Annotated in this window: 21 protein-coding genes; 6 read left to right on the forward strand and 15 right to left on the reverse strand. The window is 50.3% G+C overall.

Features of this window, described 5'->3' with window-relative positions:
- Positions 1-205 precede the first annotated feature (205 nt).
- The 3 genes from R7V76_RS02265 (at position 206) to R7V76_RS02275 (ending at position 4,923) form a co-directional block, all read left to right on the forward strand.
- A complete protein-coding gene (locus R7V76_RS02265) occupies positions 206-3,025 on the forward strand; it encodes a sensor domain-containing protein (RefSeq protein ID WP_318091120.1) in 2,820 nt (939 codons plus the stop codon).
- A gap of 83 nt (positions 3,026-3,108) precedes the next feature.
- Positions 3,109-3,990 carry a YitT family protein gene (locus R7V76_RS02270; protein WP_318091121.1) on the forward strand — a complete coding sequence of 294 codons (882 nt, stop codon included), beginning with the start codon at positions 3,109-3,111 and terminating at the stop codon, positions 3,988-3,990.
- A gap of 30 nt (positions 3,991-4,020) precedes the next feature.
- On the forward strand, positions 4,021-4,923 hold the full coding sequence (locus R7V76_RS02275; RefSeq protein WP_318091122.1) for an alpha/beta hydrolase: 903 nt from the start codon (positions 4,021-4,023) through the stop codon (positions 4,921-4,923).
- Positions 4,924-4,972: 49 nt separating this feature from the next.
- Here the strand turns inward: R7V76_RS02275 and R7V76_RS02280 are convergent, their stop codons facing one another.
- The 14 genes from R7V76_RS02280 to R7V76_RS02345 form a co-directional block, all read right to left on the reverse strand.
- Positions 4,973-5,797 carry a phytoene/squalene synthase family protein gene (locus R7V76_RS02280; protein WP_318091123.1) on the reverse strand — a complete coding sequence of 275 codons (825 nt, stop codon included), beginning with the start codon at positions 5,795-5,797 and terminating at the stop codon, positions 4,973-4,975.
- A gap of 126 nt (positions 5,798-5,923) precedes the next feature.
- A complete protein-coding gene (gene csrA, locus R7V76_RS02285; RefSeq protein WP_318091124.1) occupies positions 5,924-6,151 on the reverse strand; it encodes a carbon storage regulator CsrA in 228 nt (75 codons plus the stop codon).
- Entirely contained in the window at positions 6,151-6,591 is a 441-nt protein-coding gene (fliW, locus tag R7V76_RS02290; RefSeq protein WP_318091125.1) for a flagellar assembly protein FliW, read from the reverse strand. Before fliW ends, csrA begins: the two co-directional genes overlap by 1 nt.
- Before the next feature lie 4 nt (positions 6,592-6,595).
- Positions 6,596-7,174, reverse strand: coding sequence for a DUF6470 family protein (locus tag R7V76_RS02295; protein WP_318091126.1), 579 nt, complete (start codon positions 7,172-7,174; stop codon positions 6,596-6,598).
- Between the two features lie 14 nt (positions 7,175-7,188).
- Entirely contained in the window at positions 7,189-8,151 is a 963-nt protein-coding gene (flgL, locus tag R7V76_RS02300; RefSeq protein ID WP_318091127.1) for a flagellar hook-associated protein FlgL, read from the reverse strand.
- A 7-nt stretch (positions 8,152-8,158) separates the two neighbouring features.
- Complete coding sequence (gene flgK, locus R7V76_RS02305; protein WP_318091128.1) at positions 8,159-9,688, reverse strand: flagellar hook-associated protein FlgK; 1,530 nt, start codon at positions 9,686-9,688, stop codon at positions 8,159-8,161.
- A gap of 12 nt (positions 9,689-9,700) precedes the next feature.
- A complete protein-coding gene (locus R7V76_RS02310; protein ID WP_318091129.1) occupies positions 9,701-10,108 on the reverse strand; it encodes a flagellar protein FlgN in 408 nt (135 codons plus the stop codon).
- Between the two features lie 95 nt (positions 10,109-10,203).
- Positions 10,204-10,452 carry a flagellar biosynthesis anti-sigma factor FlgM gene (flgM, locus tag R7V76_RS02315; RefSeq protein WP_012371329.1) on the reverse strand — a complete coding sequence of 83 codons (249 nt, stop codon included), beginning with the start codon at positions 10,450-10,452 and terminating at the stop codon, positions 10,204-10,206.
- A gap of 36 nt (positions 10,453-10,488) precedes the next feature.
- Positions 10,489-10,869, reverse strand: a complete 381-nt coding sequence (locus R7V76_RS02320; RefSeq protein WP_318091130.1) for a hypothetical protein — start codon at positions 10,867-10,869, stop codon at positions 10,489-10,491.
- A 42-nt stretch (positions 10,870-10,911) separates the two neighbouring features.
- A complete protein-coding gene (locus R7V76_RS02325; protein WP_318091131.1) occupies positions 10,912-11,409 on the reverse strand; it encodes a ComF family protein in 498 nt (165 codons plus the stop codon).
- A gap of 137 nt (positions 11,410-11,546) precedes the next feature.
- Positions 11,547-12,761, reverse strand: a complete 1,215-nt coding sequence (locus R7V76_RS02330; RefSeq protein WP_318091132.1) for a helicase-related protein — start codon at positions 12,759-12,761, stop codon at positions 11,547-11,549.
- Between the two features lie 165 nt (positions 12,762-12,926).
- Positions 12,927-13,772 (reverse strand): DegV family protein, encoded by an 846-nt coding sequence (locus tag R7V76_RS02335; RefSeq protein WP_318091133.1) that lies wholly within the window; start codon positions 13,770-13,772, stop codon positions 12,927-12,929.
- Between the two features lie 134 nt (positions 13,773-13,906).
- The gene (locus tag R7V76_RS02340; protein ID WP_214765865.1) at positions 13,907-14,602 is read right to left on the reverse strand and encodes a response regulator; all 696 of its coding nucleotides are present in this window, start codon (positions 14,600-14,602) and stop codon (positions 13,907-13,909) included.
- Positions 14,599-15,771, reverse strand: coding sequence for a sensor histidine kinase (locus R7V76_RS02345; protein ID WP_318091134.1), 1,173 nt, complete (start codon positions 15,769-15,771; stop codon positions 14,599-14,601). Before R7V76_RS02345 ends, R7V76_RS02340 begins: the two co-directional genes overlap by 4 nt.
- 98 nt (positions 15,772-15,869) lie before the next feature.
- Here R7V76_RS02345 and R7V76_RS02350 point away from each other — a divergent pair, with 98 nt between their 5' ends.
- The 3 genes from R7V76_RS02350 (at position 15,870) to R7V76_RS02360 (ending at position 18,017) form a co-directional block, all read left to right on the forward strand.
- Positions 15,870-16,511, forward strand: a complete 642-nt coding sequence (locus R7V76_RS02350) for a YigZ family protein (RefSeq protein ID WP_318091173.1) — start codon at positions 15,870-15,872, stop codon at positions 16,509-16,511.
- 68 nt (positions 16,512-16,579) lie between these two features.
- On the forward strand, positions 16,580-17,611 hold the full coding sequence (locus tag R7V76_RS02355) for an LCP family protein (protein ID WP_318091135.1): 1,032 nt from the start codon (positions 16,580-16,582) through the stop codon (positions 17,609-17,611).
- Entirely contained in the window at positions 17,586-18,017 is a 432-nt protein-coding gene (locus tag R7V76_RS02360) for a GNAT family N-acetyltransferase (RefSeq protein WP_318091136.1), read from the forward strand. The genes R7V76_RS02355 and R7V76_RS02360 overlap by 26 nt, the downstream gene beginning before the upstream one ends.
- Positions 18,018-18,308: 291 nt before the next feature.
- Here the strand turns inward: R7V76_RS02360 and chrA are convergent, their stop codons facing one another.
- Positions 18,309-19,466 carry a chromate efflux transporter gene (gene chrA, locus R7V76_RS02365; RefSeq protein WP_318091137.1) on the reverse strand — a complete coding sequence of 386 codons (1,158 nt, stop codon included), beginning with the start codon at positions 19,464-19,466 and terminating at the stop codon, positions 18,309-18,311.
- Between the last annotated feature and the right edge of the window lie 21 nt (positions 19,467-19,487).

Here is a 19,487-nt window from a genome sequence, read left to right on the forward strand (position 1 = left end):
GGGAAGAAGAAACATCCGTCCGAGAAAAGTGAGCAAAAGAGAGAGGTTTCCTTTTAATCCTTCCCTCTCTTTTGCACATCATTCTCCAAAAAACGATTCACTTTTTTTGAAAAATAAGTCTATTCACCGAACTTTGATTGCAATCTTAGCCTGTTTCCTCCGATACTAGAAAGAGAGTTAAAAATTTCAGTGAGGAGATTCGACTATGACTTTTTTCAGAGCGATGCAACGGTTAAGTCGTTCATCATCCCCCCTGTTGATTGGTGGATTGGAATTATCCCGTCCGGAGCAGGTCGAACCGTTCTTCAGGCAAACGACGGATGCGGTCTTTTTCTTTAATCATCAAGGTGAAATCATTTATTTTAACGAATATCTTCCTCAAATGCTTGGTTATTCGGAAGACACTTTGTATAAACATTTTTCCGTCTTTAATCCACCGGAACAGGTTGAGGCCATTACCGCTTTCTTCAATCGGGCACTGGCCGGTGAAACCGTTCACTATACAGCTCAGGGGCTTCATGCGGATCAGCACCGTCTAACGCTGAAAATCACGAATATGCCGATTGAACAGAACGGACAGGTCGTCGGAGTGTACGGGGTCGCCCGGGACATCACACGGGAAAAACAGCTTGAAGACGATGTCGTCCAAATCCGTTCTGAACTCGAATTAACAAAACAAATTCCGGAACTAGTTGTCTTTCAGTATAATCTGACGACCGAGACCATTGACTATTCTTTGTCCCTGCTGAAGTATCTCGATTTATCACAGGAAGAGCTCGCACAGCTGACAAATGAACAGTTATACAGTCGAATCCACCCGCGTGATTTTGATCCACTCCGTTTTCAGATGATGCGGCTTGTGGATCGTGAAATTGATTCGTTTGAACAGGAGATTTCACTGTTAAATACAGATCATCAATACCGGTTGCTCCGATTAAAAGCCTTGCGCCGGGAAGAAGACGATCAGCAACTGTCAATCATTCTATACGACTTATCCGAAGTCAGTGAAGCACGCCGGCAGTTGCAACTCGAGCGTCAGCAAACAAAAGAAATTTACGAAGCACTTGAAGCCGCCATCTCACAGATTGATTTATCGACCGGACGCCTGCTGTTTCATTCCAAAGGATTTTTCCAGATTTTCGAAGAACTCCCGGAAAATCTGGTTCTCAGTCAGGACTGGTTGTTTGAACGGCTCGACCCACGGGACGCCCCGTCAATGAAACGGTTCATTCTGCAACTGAAGTCTGGGAAGGCGAGTACAATCCAGTATCGATTGCGCTTTCCTGACGGACGACTGAAATGGATTGAGGATCAGCAGATTCCCGTCTTCCATCTTGACGGATCCATCGCCTATACGAACAGTATCATGCATGATATTACGCTTCAAAAAGAATACGAAGAACGGTTGCGACAACTCGCGTTACATGATTCCATCACCGGTCTGCCGAATCGTCTGTCCTTGACTGAGACGACGCAAGACTGGATTCAGTCCGGTATCGACTTTTCGGTCATCTCCATTTCGTTTAACCGGATCACCGACATCAACAATGCCTTTGGTCACACGTCCGGCGACCAATGGATTCAGGCAACAAGTGCCCTGCTCTATACAACGAAACCACCGGAAGTCTTTTTCGGTCACCTCGGTGGTGACGAATACGCGATGTTGATTCCATCCAGCTTCAAGAAAGATGCTACGTCATGTGCCGAACGGTTGCTTGAACTGGCCACCCAGCCGATTTTGATTGAACCGTATGCCCTGTTCGCCCGGGTTTCAATCGGAATCAGTCGTTTTCCCGATGACAGCTGTGATCCGATTGAATTGATGAAGCACTCTTACACTGCGCTGCGCCGTTCGAGACGGGAGGATCACAGTGCCCTGCATCATTACGCATCGAACCTCGATATCGACTATTACCGCCGTTATCGGCTCGAACAAGACCTGCATTATGCCATTGAACGGGACGAACTGTTTCTTGAGTACCAACCGAAAGTTGACAGTTGGACCGGTAAAATCATCGGTCTTGAAGCGTTGATCCGGTGGCAGCATCCCGAATGGGGCCGGATTCCGCCAAACGATTTCATACCGCTTGCCGAGGAAAGTGCACTTCATATCGCAATCGGCGACTGGGTCGTCGAGACCGCTTGTCGGGCGATGACTGCCTGGTCTGCTGCCGGCGCTGAACTCGTACCGATTTCTGTCAACGTCTCACCAAAACGTTTTCTGATTCCCGGCTTCGAACAGCAAATCGAGCAGTTGTTGACGACATATGGATTGCCGGCACGTTTACTCGAACTTGAAATTACGGAAGCCGCCCTGATCATGGACGATCCGACGGTCAGCCGGACACTTGAAGCCCTCAGCAAACTTGGTGTCCGGATCGCCCTTGACGACTTTGGAAAAGGTTATTCTTCAATGGTCTACTTGCAAAGGTACCCAATCGATGTCATTAAAATTGACCGTCAGTTCGCGACACACATTACGGAAGACCACAAGGCACAAGCGATCGTCAAAAGTATTCTGTACATGGCGTCAGAATTTAATTTGTCCGTCATTGCGGAAGGCATCGAGACGATTCAACAACTTGAGACATTTCGCGCGCTGAACTGCCCGAACATCCAGGGCTATTTATTCAGCCGACCGGTACCGGACACCGTCATGGAAAGTTTCCTGATTCGCGAAGTTCTGTATCCGATCGAAGCCTGTTCGCTTGCGTCAGATAACGTCCCGAGCTTCTCGGTTCAAGGCAAGATCAAGATGTTGCAACACCAGAATCAAACGTTTGACTTCAGTTTTTCCGAGATTCAAGCTCAGCGGACGAGTACGCGTCACCTTTACTTCACGACCGACACGTCCTTGCCGTTAACCGCACTCTTTGAAGTCCGGTTATCGGACGGTCTGCAACTGGTCACCTGCACGTTATCGGTCACGGCGTTCGCGAACGGACAATACACCGGGCGCTACACGACACCGCAGGAAGCGGAACTGGTCTTACGGTTTTTCCAAACTTTACGATACAACGGATGAAAAAAGTACTAAGGTCGTTCTCGCGTGCCTTAGTGCTTTTTTGTTATAGTAATGAAAAGTGTCTACAAAAAAGGAGGGGTTCGATGCCCGCTGCTGAACAGGCAAAACGACACCGCCGTTCGACGAAATGGCAACTGGTGCGACGCCTGTTGCTACTGACGATCGGTGCCGTGATTTTCGCCATCGGACTCAAAGGATTTCTTGTTCCAAACAGTATCATCGATGGCGGAATCGTCGGTATTTCCATCATCGGTTCCAAACTGACCGGCTCGACACTGGCACTGTGGCTGTTCTTTCTGAACATCCCGTTCATCTTCTTCGGTTACAAACAAATCGGGAAGACGTTTGCCTTGTCGACCCTCTATGCCATTTCCATCATGGCGGTTGCGACGAAATTGCTCGAAGGTATCGGTCCGATGACGCAAGTCGATCTCCTCGCGACCGTTTTCGGCGGATTGATTCTTGGAATCGGTGTCGGAATCGTCATCCGGGCGAGCGGTTCACTCGACGGGACAGAAATTTTGGCTGTCTCATTCAGCCGTTCGACCCCGTTTTCCGTCGGAGAAATCGTCATGTTCTTTAACGTCTTCATTTTAGGGGCAGCCGGTTTTGTCTTCGGCTGGGACCGGGCCATGTATTCCTTGATTACTTATTTCATCGCCTTTAAGACGATTGATGTCGTCATCGACGGACTCGATCAGTCGAAAAGTGTCTGGATCATTTCTGAAAATCATGAAGAGATTGGTCTTGCCATTATGGACCGGCTGGGTCGGACGATGACGTACCTGAACGGGGAAGGTGCCTTTTCCGGCGATGATAAAAAAATCATCTTCTGTGTCATCAGCCGGTTGGAGGAAACGAAGCTGAAGGAAATCGTCCGCGACTTCGATGAGGAAGCCTTTATCGCGATCGGGAATATCCATGATGTCCATGGCGGTCGTTTCAAGAAAAAAGATATTCATTAACGTACTCTACTGGAGAGAGGAAGAATCGCCGTGTCGCTGTTGAAAAAACACCGCAAGAAACTGATTGCCGGGCTGATTATACTGATTGTCTTAGTTCTGATTGCCATTGTCGGAATTTCTGCTTATGTCGGTTCTTCCTTGACGGAGCCGACCCGGGAACCGCTGACGACCAATCCGAAAAAGGCGGAAGGTCTCGCTTACGAAAACGTCTCGTTCCGCTCTTATAAAGACCGGACGCGGCTGTCCGGCTGGTGGATTCCAAGTGAAGATGCCAAGCTGACGATTGTCTTTGCCCACGGGTACGGGAAAAACCGGGAGCAAAATGATGTCCCGATCCTGCCCTTGTTCAAGAAATTCCATCAGGCCGGCTACAATGTGCTGACGTTCGATTTCCGCGGTTCCGGTCAATCGGAAGGGAAACGCGTCACAGTCGGTGCGAAGGAGCAGGATGATTTATTGACTGCCGTCCGCTACGCGAAATCACGCGCATCGGAACCGGTCGTCCTCTATGGCATCTCGATGGGCGCCGCGACGTCTCTCGTCACGGCACCGAAAGCCGAAGTCGCCGGTGTCATTGCCGACAGTCCGTTCAGTGATCTCAAGAACTATCTCGAGACGAATCTGCCGGTTTGGAGCGGTCTGCCGAACTTCCCGTTCACACCGGTCATCCTGCAGGTGACACCACTTCTGACCGGATTGAATCCGGAACGTGTCCAACCGATTGAAGCCATTCGCCGGATCGACTACCCGATCCTGATGATTCACGGGAAAGACGATGACGCGATTCCTGTCACAGAAAGCATGCGGCTGCAAAAAGCAGCACCGCGGTCTGAATTATACGTGACGGAAAATGGCGGTCACGTCCAGTCGTACAAACACGACCGAAAAGCATATGAAAACAAAATCCTGTCTTATCTCGAAGATATCCGTTAAAAAAAGGAGGCACTGTTCCCGAGGAACAATGTCTCCTTTTATCTGTCCATTAACGTTTCAGCACGGCACTCCCGACAATCTTCAAGACTTCCGGGCGGCTCAGTTTTTCTTTGCCCTTCGCCAAAGCATCAAGCGTTCCGTGAGCAAGCGCAAGCGGAATCTTACAGAATTCATAAATCGTCGTCTGTTTCGGAATCGACGCGAGGTACGCATCGGCTTCCGCCAGATTTTCCCGGGCATATTCGAACATCGTCTCCGTCGTCCAACCCGGTGGGAAATAGCCGACACCCCGCTCTGCGTCTTCCTGTTGATTCCGCAGAATGTTAACCGCCTGCAGTCCCCGTCCGAATCCGATCGCTTGTTGTTTATCCGTCACGATACCGGCTTTCCAGTACCAGATGTCGGATAACATGACGCCGACGAGTCCCGCAACATAATACGTGTACTCGTCAAGATCGGCTTCCGTTTTGACTGTCCAGTCCCGCTCGGCCCAAGTGGCCATGCCTTCCGCCATCTCAGCCGTCGAGTCGAGAACTTTCGCCCGAATACCAACCGGACAATACGCGATCCATTCCGCAAGACGCAACGTCACTTCCGGCAACTGATCCGCATAATCTGCAATCATCGACTGATAGGCGTTCGCATCAAACGTCCCACGCATCATCAAGGCTGTTTCCCGGAGTAAGGTCGTCTTGACCTCGGTCGGCAGTTCCTCATGGTCCTCGATCTCATCGATTGCCCGCATACATAAGTAAGCAGCACCGACGGCTTCCTGTAATTCCTGTGACAGACGGCTGATCGGTATATAAAAGGTCCGGCTCGTCGCTTTTAATACACGATTCGCATCTTTCTTCAGCTGCTTCGTCTCATTCATCCCTTACACTCCCTCTTTAGTCAAAAAGGTTTCTTTTCTCTACATTACTATACACGATTCGAAAGAAATGAGCATTTTTTTGTTGAACGAAAAACAGGACCGACATGAAAGTCCGCCCTGTCCTGCTTATGAATCGGTCCGTTGTTTCAGCAACTGGCTCATCAGACTGGTACTCTGTGAGGCTTCCGCATTTTCATCCTGAATCGCGAGATAAATTTCTTTCCGGTGAATGTCGATGTACCGGGGCGCATTGATGCCCAGTTTGACCTGGTCTCCTTCGATGGCGAGAATCGTCAACTCGATGTCATCCCCGATTTGAATCGCTTCTCCCGTTTTGCGTTTTAAGACGAGCATCAGCGGCCACCTACTTCGGTCAGACTGCCGATCATCCGTCGATTGGCATACGTTTCATCGAGAATGATTTGTTTGGCCTGCCGGCGTTTCGTCTCCATGACGAACGGTGCCCGCAGGTTAGTCGTCGATTCCTGGAACGGTTCGCGTAGCGTGACCGTCGTATAGACCGCGACTTGTGCCGTTTCCTGAATACCGAGCTGCTCTTTCGCCGATTCCGGTAATTCAAAGACATAGTCCGGATCGATCCAAAATGGATTCGTTACGACAAAGGCACACTCCGGCTGGTCAATCGATTGGAAGGACCAAAACGGAATCCCTTCTCCGAACGGTAAGAGGATAAAGCGGCGTGCTTCCGGAAAACCCGGTACTTCCGAAGCGAAGGTGATGATTTCACTTTCATCGACTTGAACCGGACCAAAAAAATCAGTAGTGATTTGCATATGATTATCCTTCCCCATCGAACATGCCGCCGACCGGCCACATGTCCAGTTGATTTTGTTCCCGCAGATAAATGTCGACCGTACCTTCCGTGACCGTCAATTCGGGACGATTGACCTGAACATCGATTCGCGGTCGTTCGGCCGTGTAATTGAGCTGCACTTCAGCCGGTGTATAGTTGATTTTGACACGTTCGAGACTACGCGGGACAAAGCCGAGCGTCGTCACTTCGGCAGGCGGTGTATCCCGTGACTTGGCGACACGGGCGACGGCATTACCGCCTTGTTCGATCCGCATCATCTGATCGCCTTCTGCGGATGCCTGACTTGCGGCCTGTTGTCCCATCTGGCGTCCATAGTCTGCATAACGCTGGACCGATTCCAAAGCCGGAATCCGTCCTGACTCAATCAGCGCCTGCGTCGAATCGATTTCGAGCCGTGCGGCGACGGTCTCGATCGAGAGTTTTCCTTGCGGCTGTTCGATTGATAATGTCGCCGGTGCCTGATGTTGCTCAAGCGTCGCCCGTGTCGTTTGGATACCGATCTTCGCTGACGTTTGACGCATCTCAAGGTGCGGCAGATTCATCAGACGTCACCTCCTTAACGTAAGAAATCAAGCAGGGTCGGCTGAATGATCCGCGCGCCGGCACTGAGTGCTGCCCGGTGTAACGTTTCGTATGATTTTAGTTCCATGATGACTTTTTCAGCTTCAATGTCTTCATTGTCCGACATGACTGTCTTGACGATGATTTCCTGGTCTTCGAGCCGGGACGCATTCAGTTCGAGCCGGTTGACCCGTGCCCCGAGATCGGCCCGCGTTTCGACCGTCTGATTGACCATCACATCAAGGTCTTTCAGCATCGCCGACAACTGGGCGCCGTTGTTTGAGCTGTCCGCTGTTCCGCCGGTTTCCGAGACACCGCCGAGCGCGTCATACAGCTTTTTCAGGGTCGTGAACGTTTCCGGACTAAAGACATCCGTCGGCGAGATGTTGACCTGGACCTGAATGCCGGATGAGATTTCGTACTGGATGACCTCACTGTCTTTCGTCGCCGGATCACCGTCTGTAAAGACCGTGTCGACCGGCTTCCCGGAAGACGTCAAGTAATCGCGGAGCCCTTCGATCGATACGAACGGTTTATCCGTCGCCGTACCGTTGAAGATGCCTTTTTCGTTATACTTCGTATTGGCCATCGTCCCGATGTGTTCAATCAGCTGACCAACTTCACTTTGAATCGCTTTTCGTTGTGTCGCATCATACGTATCCGTCGCGGCTTGCGTCGTCAATTCCCGGACCCGGCTCATCGCCGATGTCACTTCATTGAGGGCGGAATCCGTCAAATCCATCCAGCCGGTCGCTTCGTTGACGTTTTTCTTGAACTGTTCGACTTCCCGCACCTCGGTCCGGTAACGGATTCCCTGCATCGCGACAACCGGATCTTCCGATGGACGTTGGATTTTTTTGCCGCTGATCAATTGTTCCTGCATCGAGCTCAGCTTTTGATAACTGGCTGATAAGTAACCGATATTCGTTTTCGTCAACATCGTCTGTGTTACGCGCATTTAGTCATCACCGTCCTACGATTCCCATACCGTTGATGATTTTATCGAGCATTTCATCAACCGTCGTAATATTACGCGCTGCCGCGTTGTATGCATGTTGGTACTGAATCATCATCGTCATCTCTTCATCGATCGAAACGGCCGAAACGGACATCCGGCGCTGTTCGGCGCTGTCCATCAAGACAGCCGAGCTTTGTCCCAGTCGTCCTACCTGATCGGTCGCGACACCCATGTCACCGATGACATTCTGATAAAATGAACCAATCGTCGTCGTTGTCACGGACGTGGCAAACAAAAGGCTCGTCGTCTTCATCTGAGCGAGCTTCAGCGCCCCGGCACTGTCGCCGATATTCCCGTCCGTCGATGTTGCGATATTATCGAGACTGCCTTTGATGTCCTGGCCGACGGCAATCGTCGCTGCTGACATCACGCCGCTCGTCGAGACGAAAAATTGATCCGTTCCGTTCGTCTTGTCTTTTTTGAAGTTCGCCGCATGCGCCGCGTTGAATGCCGTCGCGAACGTCGTAGCCATCTCATCAAGATTTCCTTGCATCTTGACAAATTCACCGGTCGGCTGACCGTTTTTAATCTGTCCGTACATCTCCAGTAATCCTGCAATACGTCCATTTGCGAAGCCGCCGCCGGCCGCGTCAAAGCTTATGGTTTGGCTGTTTGTTTCAAAACCGGTATATAATCCTTGATCGTTTGTTGTAAATGACAACGTTCCTGCCTGGGCAACGTCAGAGTCGACGGCTGTCAACTTGTTTCCATTCGGCAGTTTAACAAGAATATCGATTCGTCCTTCGGCAGTTTTTGTAGCGTTACCCAGTTTCCCCTGCGTAATGGCTTCCGCATCGACGGACACTTTTTCGAAATCGACATACTGCGCCAACTCATCCATGTACCGGTCGCGTTCATCATATAAAGCGTTCGGCAATACACCAAGCGGTTCAACCGTATGAATCTCAGCATTGATGTTATGAATTTTCTTGAACAGATCGTTGACTTTTTTGGTTGAAACGTCAATCTCACTCTTTAAGTCTTCCTTGACCTGACTGAGCGATTTCGACATATAGTTAAAGGTTTGCGTTAATGTCTCCGCTTTTTGCCGGACGACACTGCGGGCACCGGAGTCCTGCGGATTCGTCGACAACGTCTGAAGCGATTCCCAAAATCCGTCAAACGCTTTCGCAAGGCCTGTATCCGACGGTTCATTGATGATGTCTTCCATCCGTCCGAATGCGGCTTCTTTTGTTCCGTAATATGCGGTTTTCGTCGCTTCATCGCGATATTGTTTATCGAGCATGACGTCACGGACGCGTTCGAGAATTTCGCCCCGGACTCCGGTCCCGATTTGTCCCATCTTACCGGTCCCGATAGCCATCGACAGTTGCTCCGTCGTCGCCATGACCAGACGTTGCCGTGAAAATCCGGCCGTTCCTGCATTGGCGATATTGTTTCCCGTCGACTGGAGCGCCCATTGGTTCGTCGTCAGTGCACGACGACCGGTTTCAAGCCCCATGAATGTTGAACCCATGTCTTTGCCTCCTTAAGCATTTCGATTGAAATGTGCGCGATCAAGCGCGGACTGACCGTATGTAAAATCATCAGCTTCTGGTATCAGCAGTTCCAGATGCCAGTTTAAGTAATGTAACGACTGGGTGAGCAGTTCAGCGTTTAATTCGTTGAGTACTTTTAACTGCCCGATTGTCTGAAGCAACCGACGCATGGAATCGACATCCTCTGGGTGGGTTTGAAGCCACTCCGTCATCGTCATCGTCCCCATCTGCGCGAGGCGTTGCTGCTCCAACTGTTCGATTCGTTTCAAATGAACCGGCTCTTCCTTGACGAGCTGCGAAAGACGTTGCATATCATTTTGAATCAAAACCTGCTTTTTTTCTTCTGCCAGTTTAAGTAATGCGGCATGTTCCGCCGTCAGCTGATCGATGAGTTCCATCCGTCCTGTCCTCCTCTTTTGTCTCTATTCGTTCATATAAAAAGCGACCCGCGCATCCGTGCCCCGAGTCGCCTCTATTGTTTAGGTTAGTCTTCTTACAAGTTCAAGAAACGTTCTGCGATTTTCTTCGCATCCGGTTTGTAGGTTCCATCCTGAATGGCTTGTCGAAGGGATTCGATTTTTTCGGTCCGTGAAGGCGTCGTTTCGTTAAAGCGCAGACGTGCTTCGCTTGAAATCGTCACTTCATCCGGCCGGTTCGTGCGTGTTGGTTCTGTTCCTTCTACTTTTTGATTTCTTTCATACGTTTTAGGCATGTTAACCCACTTCGTAGAATCAATTCGCATGTGAACACCTGCTTTCTAGACTACAAGATTCTTAATTCAAGTTCGATACGTTCGCGGTTTCGAAGGGGTAGAAGAATCAAGCATCGCTTGGGCGAGTTCACGTCGTAATCTTTCACGACATTCGGCACAAATCGTGCCATCACGGGAGGGCTTCCCGCAACTCTCACACATGATCTCCATCTGAGAAATTTCAGAGATCAACAATCGCCCTTCTTTGATGTAACGGAAGACCGTTTCTCTCTTTACTCCGATAGCCATCTCAACATCTTTAGGTGAGGTTCGGATTTTCCGCCGTTCTCGCAGGAACTCACGCACCTTCTCAAAATCAGTATGATCTTTTCTGATACAATCGATACACAGATCAGAAGATTGACGAACAAATAACTTCCCGCAAGTTTTGCAGTTTAATACATCCATTTCCTTCACCTCATATTGAATATCGGCAGGAATGAAGATTTTTTAAACACTTCGAAATAAAGTTACCGCAGAAATTTCTTTCGCACCGGCTTCATACAGCCGTGAAGCCGCTTGGTGCAAGGTGATTCCGGTCGTATAGACATCATCGACCAACAAAATCGATTTTCCGGTCACCGGCTGAATGACCTGATACGGATTGTCCCGTTCCAGTCGTTCGTTCCGTGTCAGATGACTGAGAGCGACGCCGTCCGCCCGTTCGAGCACGAGCCGGACCCGTCCCCGCATCATCCGGGCAATCAGTTCGGCTTGATTGAAGCGGCGTTCGCGCAACCGAGCCGGACTGAGCGGAATTGGCACAATCCAGTCCTGTTTGACTTTTACCTTCTTGAGCTCCGGTTTAAACACATCGAGCAAAGCCGTATCCCCGAGAAACTTATACCGTTTCATAAACGTCTTGGCGTGTGACTGATAAAGAAACAGCGGATGCGTCACGAGTCGTTGATTCCGGTCACTCCAGTTCTGACAATCTGAACAGAGCACTTGTCCCGGCTTCCCGCAATCCTCGCATTCCCCTCTTTTTACAAATTCTATTTTACAGGTCGGACATAGGGTTTGCCTAGTCCAAACATTAGCTAACGTCCAACTGGGTAAAAAGTCCCGGCCGCATAACTGACAGTTCATCGAAATCCCTCCCGGTTCGCTCGTTTGATCTGATCCATTGCTTGATACATCGCGTCAGAGCGGTCATTCGCAAACAATACGACATCCCCTTCCGGAAAATCAGCACTCCGTCCGACGCGTCCGCTGATTTGAATCAGGGCGGCACTGCTGAAGGACTGATCGGCATCAAGAACCGCGACCTGAACGTCGACTAACGTCACGCCGCGCTCGAGAATCGTCGTCGTCAACAGCACACCCGTCGTTTGACGGAACCGGGCGACTTTCGTAATCCGGTCCGGATCGGCCGCATGAACGGTTTCGCACGTGATGCCTTCCTCCTGTAAACAGGTTTGCCACGTCTCAAGCGCCTCGACTTGCGGTACGAACAACAGACGTGGTTTACCCGCATGCATCAGGACCCAGTTCACGACGTCCCCTTTCCCGTAAGGAACTTGCAGACGGGGTGTCGGCAACGGAAAACCGTGATACCGCCGCATCAGGCGGACCGTCGGCAGTCGTCGATCGCGAAGTGAAGGGGTCGCGCTGAGTAAAATCAGGGAAGCACCGGGAGCCGTCGCCTGCCGGACATACCGGTGTAACGTCCGGTCGGTCCGGTACGGAAAGGCATCAACCTCATCAATGAAGACGACGTCAAAACAGGCCCGGTAATGAATCAATTGGTGGGTCGTGCTGATTGTGATATCGCCGAGCCCAAGCCGGTCTTCGGACCCTCCGAACAAGGAGACGATCGTCGCTTGTTGAAACGCACGTCGCAGATGGCCCGTCAATTCCCGGACGACATCTGCCCGCGGTGCCGTGATCAGAACACGGCGATTCGTCGAGAGAGCCCGTTCAATCCCTGGAAACAACATCGGTGTTTTACCGGCACCGCAAACGGCATGGACGAGCAACCGTTTCCGTTGATCGATCGTCCGGACGATGGCCTCGGCAATCCGTTGCTGATCAATCGTCAAATTCAGTTCTGTATGACAGTCAGGACGGACGGGATCAAGCGGACGCGGGTCTGTGACGAGACGGTCGCACGTCCGCAGTTTGCCGAAAATCAGACAATGCCGACAATAATAACAGCGTTTGCCGCATGTACACGGTCCCCGGGTCGGTAATTTTCCGCACCTCCCGCAACGCCACGTCACAGCCGGTCGGTACTCCAAAGGATGATCTACCGATTTATCGAGCCGGTAGTCGGGAATTAAACGTCCACGTAAGTCCATATGCTACTTCCTTTCATTTGACTGACTTCCCCCTCCCTTTCGGCAAGACGAATAGACTTCCTGCTGATGCCCGCACGCACTGCTGTCGGATAACCACACAAAAAAGACGTATCTGTTTTCACAGATACGTCGTTGTGTCATGTAAGCCCTACGGTTAACACAGGATTACGCTTCTTGATACCAGGTGATGCCGATCGCACCGGGTCCCAGATGGGTTCCGATGACCGGACCGAACACACTCATCTCCATCCGGGCGTCCGGGAACCGTTCTTGCAGGACGGCAATTTCCGCTTCCGCTTTCGATGAATCTTCCGCATGAATGACTCCGATGACGTATCCGGCACCAGTTCCTTGAATCGTCTCGTCCATCATTTCTTCAATCCGTTTGACAGCTCGTTTGAACGTCCGGATTTTTTCAAACGGAACGATTTTCCCATCGACGAAATGAAGAACCGGTTTGATTTTAAGGAAAGAACCGACGACGGCCTGCGTCATGCTGAGACGTCCGCCGCGGTGCAGGTGTTCGAGGTCATCGACCACGAAATAGGCACGGATGACGTCTTTTAATGCTTCAAGACGAGCGACGATTTCAAGTGCCGTCGCGCCGGCGTCACGCATCCGAACTGCTTCCTTGACCAGGAAGGCCTGCGGCATACAGGAGATCCGCGAATCAATCGGATGCACCTCGACGTGTTCGACCATCATGTTGATCGTATGTAGTGCCTGGTATGTCCCGCTGATTCCGCTCGATAGCGTGATGCCGATGATATCCGTCCCCTGCGGCAACTGTTCAAACGATTCGACAAGATCGCCGATGTTCGGCTGTGATGTCGTCGGTAAACTTCCCGTCTGAATGCGTTGATAAAAATCAGGTACGGAAATATCGAGTCCTTCACGATACGCATCTCCGTCGAAGATGACACTAAGCGGTGCAACATGGACATTGTTTTTTTCACAATAGGTAGTTGGCAGATAGGCAGTACTATCCGTTAAAATCACAATTTGGCTCATTCGTGAATTTCCTCGCTTTTAAGAGTTCCGTCGTGACATAAGGTATTCTGACAGGTCACAATCGCTTATTTATCATATCACAGGTTGAAGTTTTAAAAAAAGAAAGACGGAGCCGAATCGGCTTCCGTCCGTACTTAAACGACGACGACCCAGCCGCGGCGAATCGCTTCGACGACAGCACCGGTCCGGTCGGGCACATTCATTTTACGTAAAATAGAGGAAACGTGGTTTTTAACGGTCTTCTCACTGATGAACAACGTATCGCTGATCGCCCGGTTCGAGAAGCCGTCCGCGAGTAGCTGCAGCACTTCGCATTCCCGGCGGGTCAACACGTGCAACGGTGCTTCGGCGACACGTTTTTCAATCGGTTGCGAAGACATCGTCTGCTTCATCTTCATCAGACGACGGTATTCCTGTAACAAGTTCGGTGTGACTTTCGGGTGAACGTATCCGCCTTCCCGGTACACGGACCGGATTGCATTGACCAGTTCATCCGTCGCCATCTCTTTTAAGAGATAACCGACTGCACCTGCGCCAAGCGCGTGCATGACATAGGTTTCATCGTCATGGATCGACAGGATGATGACCCGGACTTCGGGATGGACTTCCATCAAACGTTTTGTCGCTTCGACACCATTGACTTTCGGCATATTTATATCCATTAAGACGATATCAGGCTGATGCGTTTCAACGAGTGGAATCACGTCTGCTCCACTCTCGCCCTCCGCGACGACGACGAACTCCTCTTCAAAATCAAGAATCCGTTTGACGCCTTCCCGGAATAACTGATGATCGTCGATGATGACTACTTTTACTTGCTCGTTATTCACAGTGTTTCTCCTCTCGCTCCGGATTCCTCAACCGGAATCCTTACCTTGATGACTGTCCCTTTACCCGGCTGCGTCTCAATCTCAAACTCACCGTCTATCAATTCAATCCGTTCCCGCATCCCGATCAGTCCGAATGACTCATCACACGATTCGACAATCGAATCAAAATCAAATCCAATCCCGTTATCTTTAACATGAATCCGGACGGAATGTTGATACTGTTCTATGATAATACGAATGTCCCCTGCTTTGGAATGCTTAACTGCATTTTGGACCGCTTCTTGGACAATTCGGAAGACTGCGACTTCATAGGTCGATTCAATCCGTTCGCCGCCCCCGAGATAATTAAAGTGAATCGGGATGTTGGAAATTTCCTGCATATGTCGTAAATACCGTTCAAGTGTCGGGACGAATCCGAGATCATCGAGCGTCATCGGACGTAAATCATAGATGATGCGGCGAATATCGGCAAGTCCGTCGCGGATCAATTTCCGCAGACGGTGGATTTCTTCAAAAGCCGCTTCCGCACCGTTATGCTGGTGGATCTTTTCAATTAAATCAGCGCGGATTAATACATGTGCAAGCGTCTGCGCCGGACCGTCATGCATATCCCTCGACAGGCGGCGCCGTTCATTCTCCGCCGACTGGAAGACCTTTAAGCCCATCTCCTGTTTTTGCATCGCTTTTTCGTACTTTTCATTCATGACCTGCATGTCGTCCGTCAGGAAGTTCAGCACGACTGAAACCCGGCTGATCAGCATGTCGGCACGTTCAATCGTTTCATCCAATTGAACGAGACGGCGTTCCAGCTCGTCCCGGCGCTTTCGGCAGTTCATCTCATCGCGTTGGTTGATGAACGATTCGAGTTGGAGTGCGTTGGCTGTCTCATAAGCAGTCCGGATGTCTTGTTCTGAGTAGTTGTCGAAGTTCTTGCTCACGATGACGAGTCGCGCTTTCGAATCCTTAATATGTCGTTCTAGCCGTTCAGCTTCTTTAATATAGTCGTGAACGCGTGTCTTCAGTTCCCGTAACTCCTGCTGGATTTCAGCATACTGTTCCCGTGAACTTTCCGTAATCCGGACGATTTCTTCCCGGCTTTCTTCTACGACACCAATGATGTTCTGTACGATATCATTCAAGGACAGTCGCTCCCCCATCTCATTCGTCATACTACTCCCTCCGTTCCTTGCCAGTCCCCACGGTTGTCTCTCTCTCAAATCGTCGTTATGCTAGAAAGAACTAGTTAACGAGGAGGACATTTTTGATTATGACATTATTTAATTATTATACAGTAAAAGAAAACGGTTTCCATGAAATCATTATCCAAAAGTCACGATTTATTACATATTTGGCGCGTGCCACCTCGGAAGAAGAGGCACAGAGCTTCATTGCCGACCTCAAAAAAAAACATTCGGATGCCAATCATAATTGCTCCGCTTACGTCATCGGCGAGCGAAATGAGATTCAAAAAGCCAACGATGACGGGGAGCCGAGCGGAACCGCAGGCGTCCCGATGCTTGAAGTCTTAAAAAAACGGAATCTCCGCAACACCGTCGTCGTCGTCACCCGTTACTTCGGCGGTATCAAGCTCGGCGGCGGCGGCTTGATCCGGGCTTACGGTTCCAGTGTCTCTGAAGGGTTGAACGCGATCGGTATCGTTGAACGGATCGCCCACGATTTGGTCGAAGTCACGGTCGATTATACATGGCTCGGAAAGCTTGAAAATGAATTGCGGGCAACCGAACATATCATCGATCAGATTCATTATCTCGATCATGTCAAAATCGATGTCTGGGTCGAAGAAACCGCCGTCCCTGCTTTTTTTGAGTGGATGACGAATTTGACGAACGGGCAGGCAACACTCGAGAAAACCCGTTCGCGCTACGTCGAACGTGACATTCAACCTTGACCTGCTATACTGTTTATAAAGAATTTAAAAGTTTTTTAATAATTCAGTAAAGTAAGGAGTAATGAACCGTGGATGATTCCAAACGATCCCGTTCTGCCAAACCAAAACCAAAGCGATCGTGGTTTAAAGTGTTCGTCACCGTCTTTCTGGTCGTGTTCATCGCTGGAGGTGCTGCATTTGCCTATGTCGCCAATAAAACGTTCCAAACAGCTAAACAATCGGAAGTCGAACTGTCGCGCGGCGATAAATCAGATAAACGGGCTGCTGCCGTCGACTTAACGAAAGATCATTTTTCCGTCCTGCTCGTCGGAACGGATGAACGTCCCGGCGATACGTCTTCACGTGCCGATACGATGATTGTCGCAACGTTCAACAAAACGGATAAACAAGTTAATCTGCTGAGTATTCCTCGTGATTCCCTCGTCATGATCCCGTCTGTCGGATACGAAGATAAAATCAACCATTCCTATGCGTTCGGAGGCATTGATTCAACGATTGAAACCGTCGAAACGTTACTTGATATTCCAATCGATTATTACGGTTCGATTAACTTTAATGGTGTCGTTGCAATCGTCGATGCCGTCGGCGGCATTGACGTCGATGTCAAACTACCGATCGATACGTTGAACTCCTCCGATAAAAAAGGCGGCGTCAAACTCGAACCCGGTCTGCAACGATTAAATGGTGAGGAAGCCCTCGCTTACGCCCGGATGCGATATGAAGATCCGGAGGGTGATATCGGCCGGACCAAACGCCAACAGCAGGTCGTCCAGGCGATTATCGACCAATCGACGTCATTCGGATCCATCACGAAACTGAATAAACTGATGGATGCGACGGGTGATAATTTCACAACGAACATGTCACTGACGGAAGCCTTTCAATTACAACCGTTCGTCAAATCCTTGAACACCGTCAACCGGATTGACTTAAAGGGAACGGATACAAAAATCAACGGTACCTACTATTATCAGCTCGACCCGAGTTCACTCGCCGATGCGAAAACGATGTTAAAGGAACAGCTGAACTTACCGGAGACGGCTGACGATTCGACCTCTACACCGGAGGTTTCCAATGATTCGACCGTTGAAAGCAACTGATTATCCGGAACTGTACCGGCTCCAGCAACAAGCGTACCGTGTCGAGGCTGATTTAATCGGTGCCACTTTCTTTCCGCCGCTTCTTCAAACGGAAGCAGCACTTCACAAAGAACAACCGGCCGGTTACATCATACGGCTCGACGAACGGCTCGTCGGCGCTTTGACCGTCGAAGGGGAAACCATCACCCGGCTGCTCGTCTCCCCGGATTATTTTCGTCAGGGCATCGCAACGCAATTGATCCGGCATGCTTTGAAACAGCAACCGCTTCGTGTCGTTTCGACGGCCGCCTTAAACGAACCGGCTGTCGCCTTGTATCACCGATTCGGATTCCGGGCTGTTCATCAAGTCAGACGGGACGCAATCGTCCTTGTGACACTCGAACGTGACGACGCACTGGATACGTAAAAAATGATAAAAAAAGGGACTGACTCAAGAGCCAGTCCTTACAAAGATGAGGGTGGCAGAATGATAATCTGCCACCCTCATCGCGTACAAAAAAGAATCACTCGCTTCACGCCACTCCTACAGGAAAAAGCGCGATTTTGCGCTGTCAGAGATAAACAAGATCCGCTTTTCTTCCTGAATGAGGCAGGAAAACCGGCTTGTATCCCGCCTGAGGAAAGGGCGTGAAAAGAGGAGTGATTCTTTTTTAAGTCATCCCTTTTCAACTGTAAAAACTCGTCCGTTTAACGTCAATCAGAACCAACCCATGATCGATCCAATCACTGCACCGAGGATAACAATCCGGAGCGGTGATTGTTTGTAGAAACGGAGCAGGCAAAACAGTCCGAAAGCAATCAAAAAATCGACTCCTGTTTTGACACTCGACGTGAAGATTGGATCGTATAACGCAGCGAGCAGAATCCCGACGACCGCTGCATTGACCCCAATCAACATCCGCCCGACCTGCTTGTTGCTACGGACCCGGTCCCAAAACGGCAGGACACCGAGGACAAGTAAAAATCCGGGCAGGAAAATCGCGAGCGTCGCAAGGATTCCGCCCGTCAATCCGTTCACGACCGTCCCAAGATACGTCGCGAAAGTAAAGAGTGGGCCCGGAACAGCTTGCGCTGCCGCATAACCGGCCAGGAAACTATCGCCGGTCAAAAAGTCCGGTACAAGTGATTGCTGTAAAAACGGCAGAACGACATGTCCGCCGCCGAATACGAGGGCACCCGCACTGTACATGATACTCGTCAGCTGAATATTCCCCATGGCATTCGCCGCCAGAAACGGTGTTACGACAAGCAACACGACGAACAAAATCAATGCCCCAATACTGAGAAGACGCGGAACACGAATATCTAATTTCCCGCCACCTGCAGGTTCATCTTCAAACCAAAATAAACCAATCACTGCCGCAACAAGTAAGACACCGACTTGCGCGAGTGGATGGGCAAGCAACAAGACCCCTGCCAATGCCAGCAGCATCAAAAACAACCGTTTCGGCCCGACGGCAAGTTTTGTCCCCATACCGAGCACGGCGTCCGCAACGATCGCGACGGCGACAAGCTTGAGACCATGAATGAAACCGGCTTCCGTCAAATCGAATTCGGTTGCGAGCACTGCGAACAAAATCAGTAAAATACTCGACGGTAACGTAAATCCGATGAATGAGACGATCGCACCGACGACGCCTCCCCGAACGAGACCAATCCCCATCCCGACCTGACTGGAAGCCGGTCCGGGCAGAAATTGACAAAGGGCTACGAGATCGGCGTATGCTTTCTCATCCACCCACTTCCTTCGTTTGACATATTCCTCGTAAAAGTACCCTAAATGGGCGACGGGTCCGCCAAATGACGTTAATCCAAGTTTTAATGACACGATGAAAATTTCGATCCATCTGTTCATCTGATCACCTCCACGCTAAAT

Source organism: Exiguobacterium artemiae (assembly GCF_033342815.1).
Lineage (GTDB): Bacteria > Bacillota > Bacilli > Exiguobacteriales > Exiguobacteriaceae > Exiguobacterium_A > Exiguobacterium_A artemiae_A.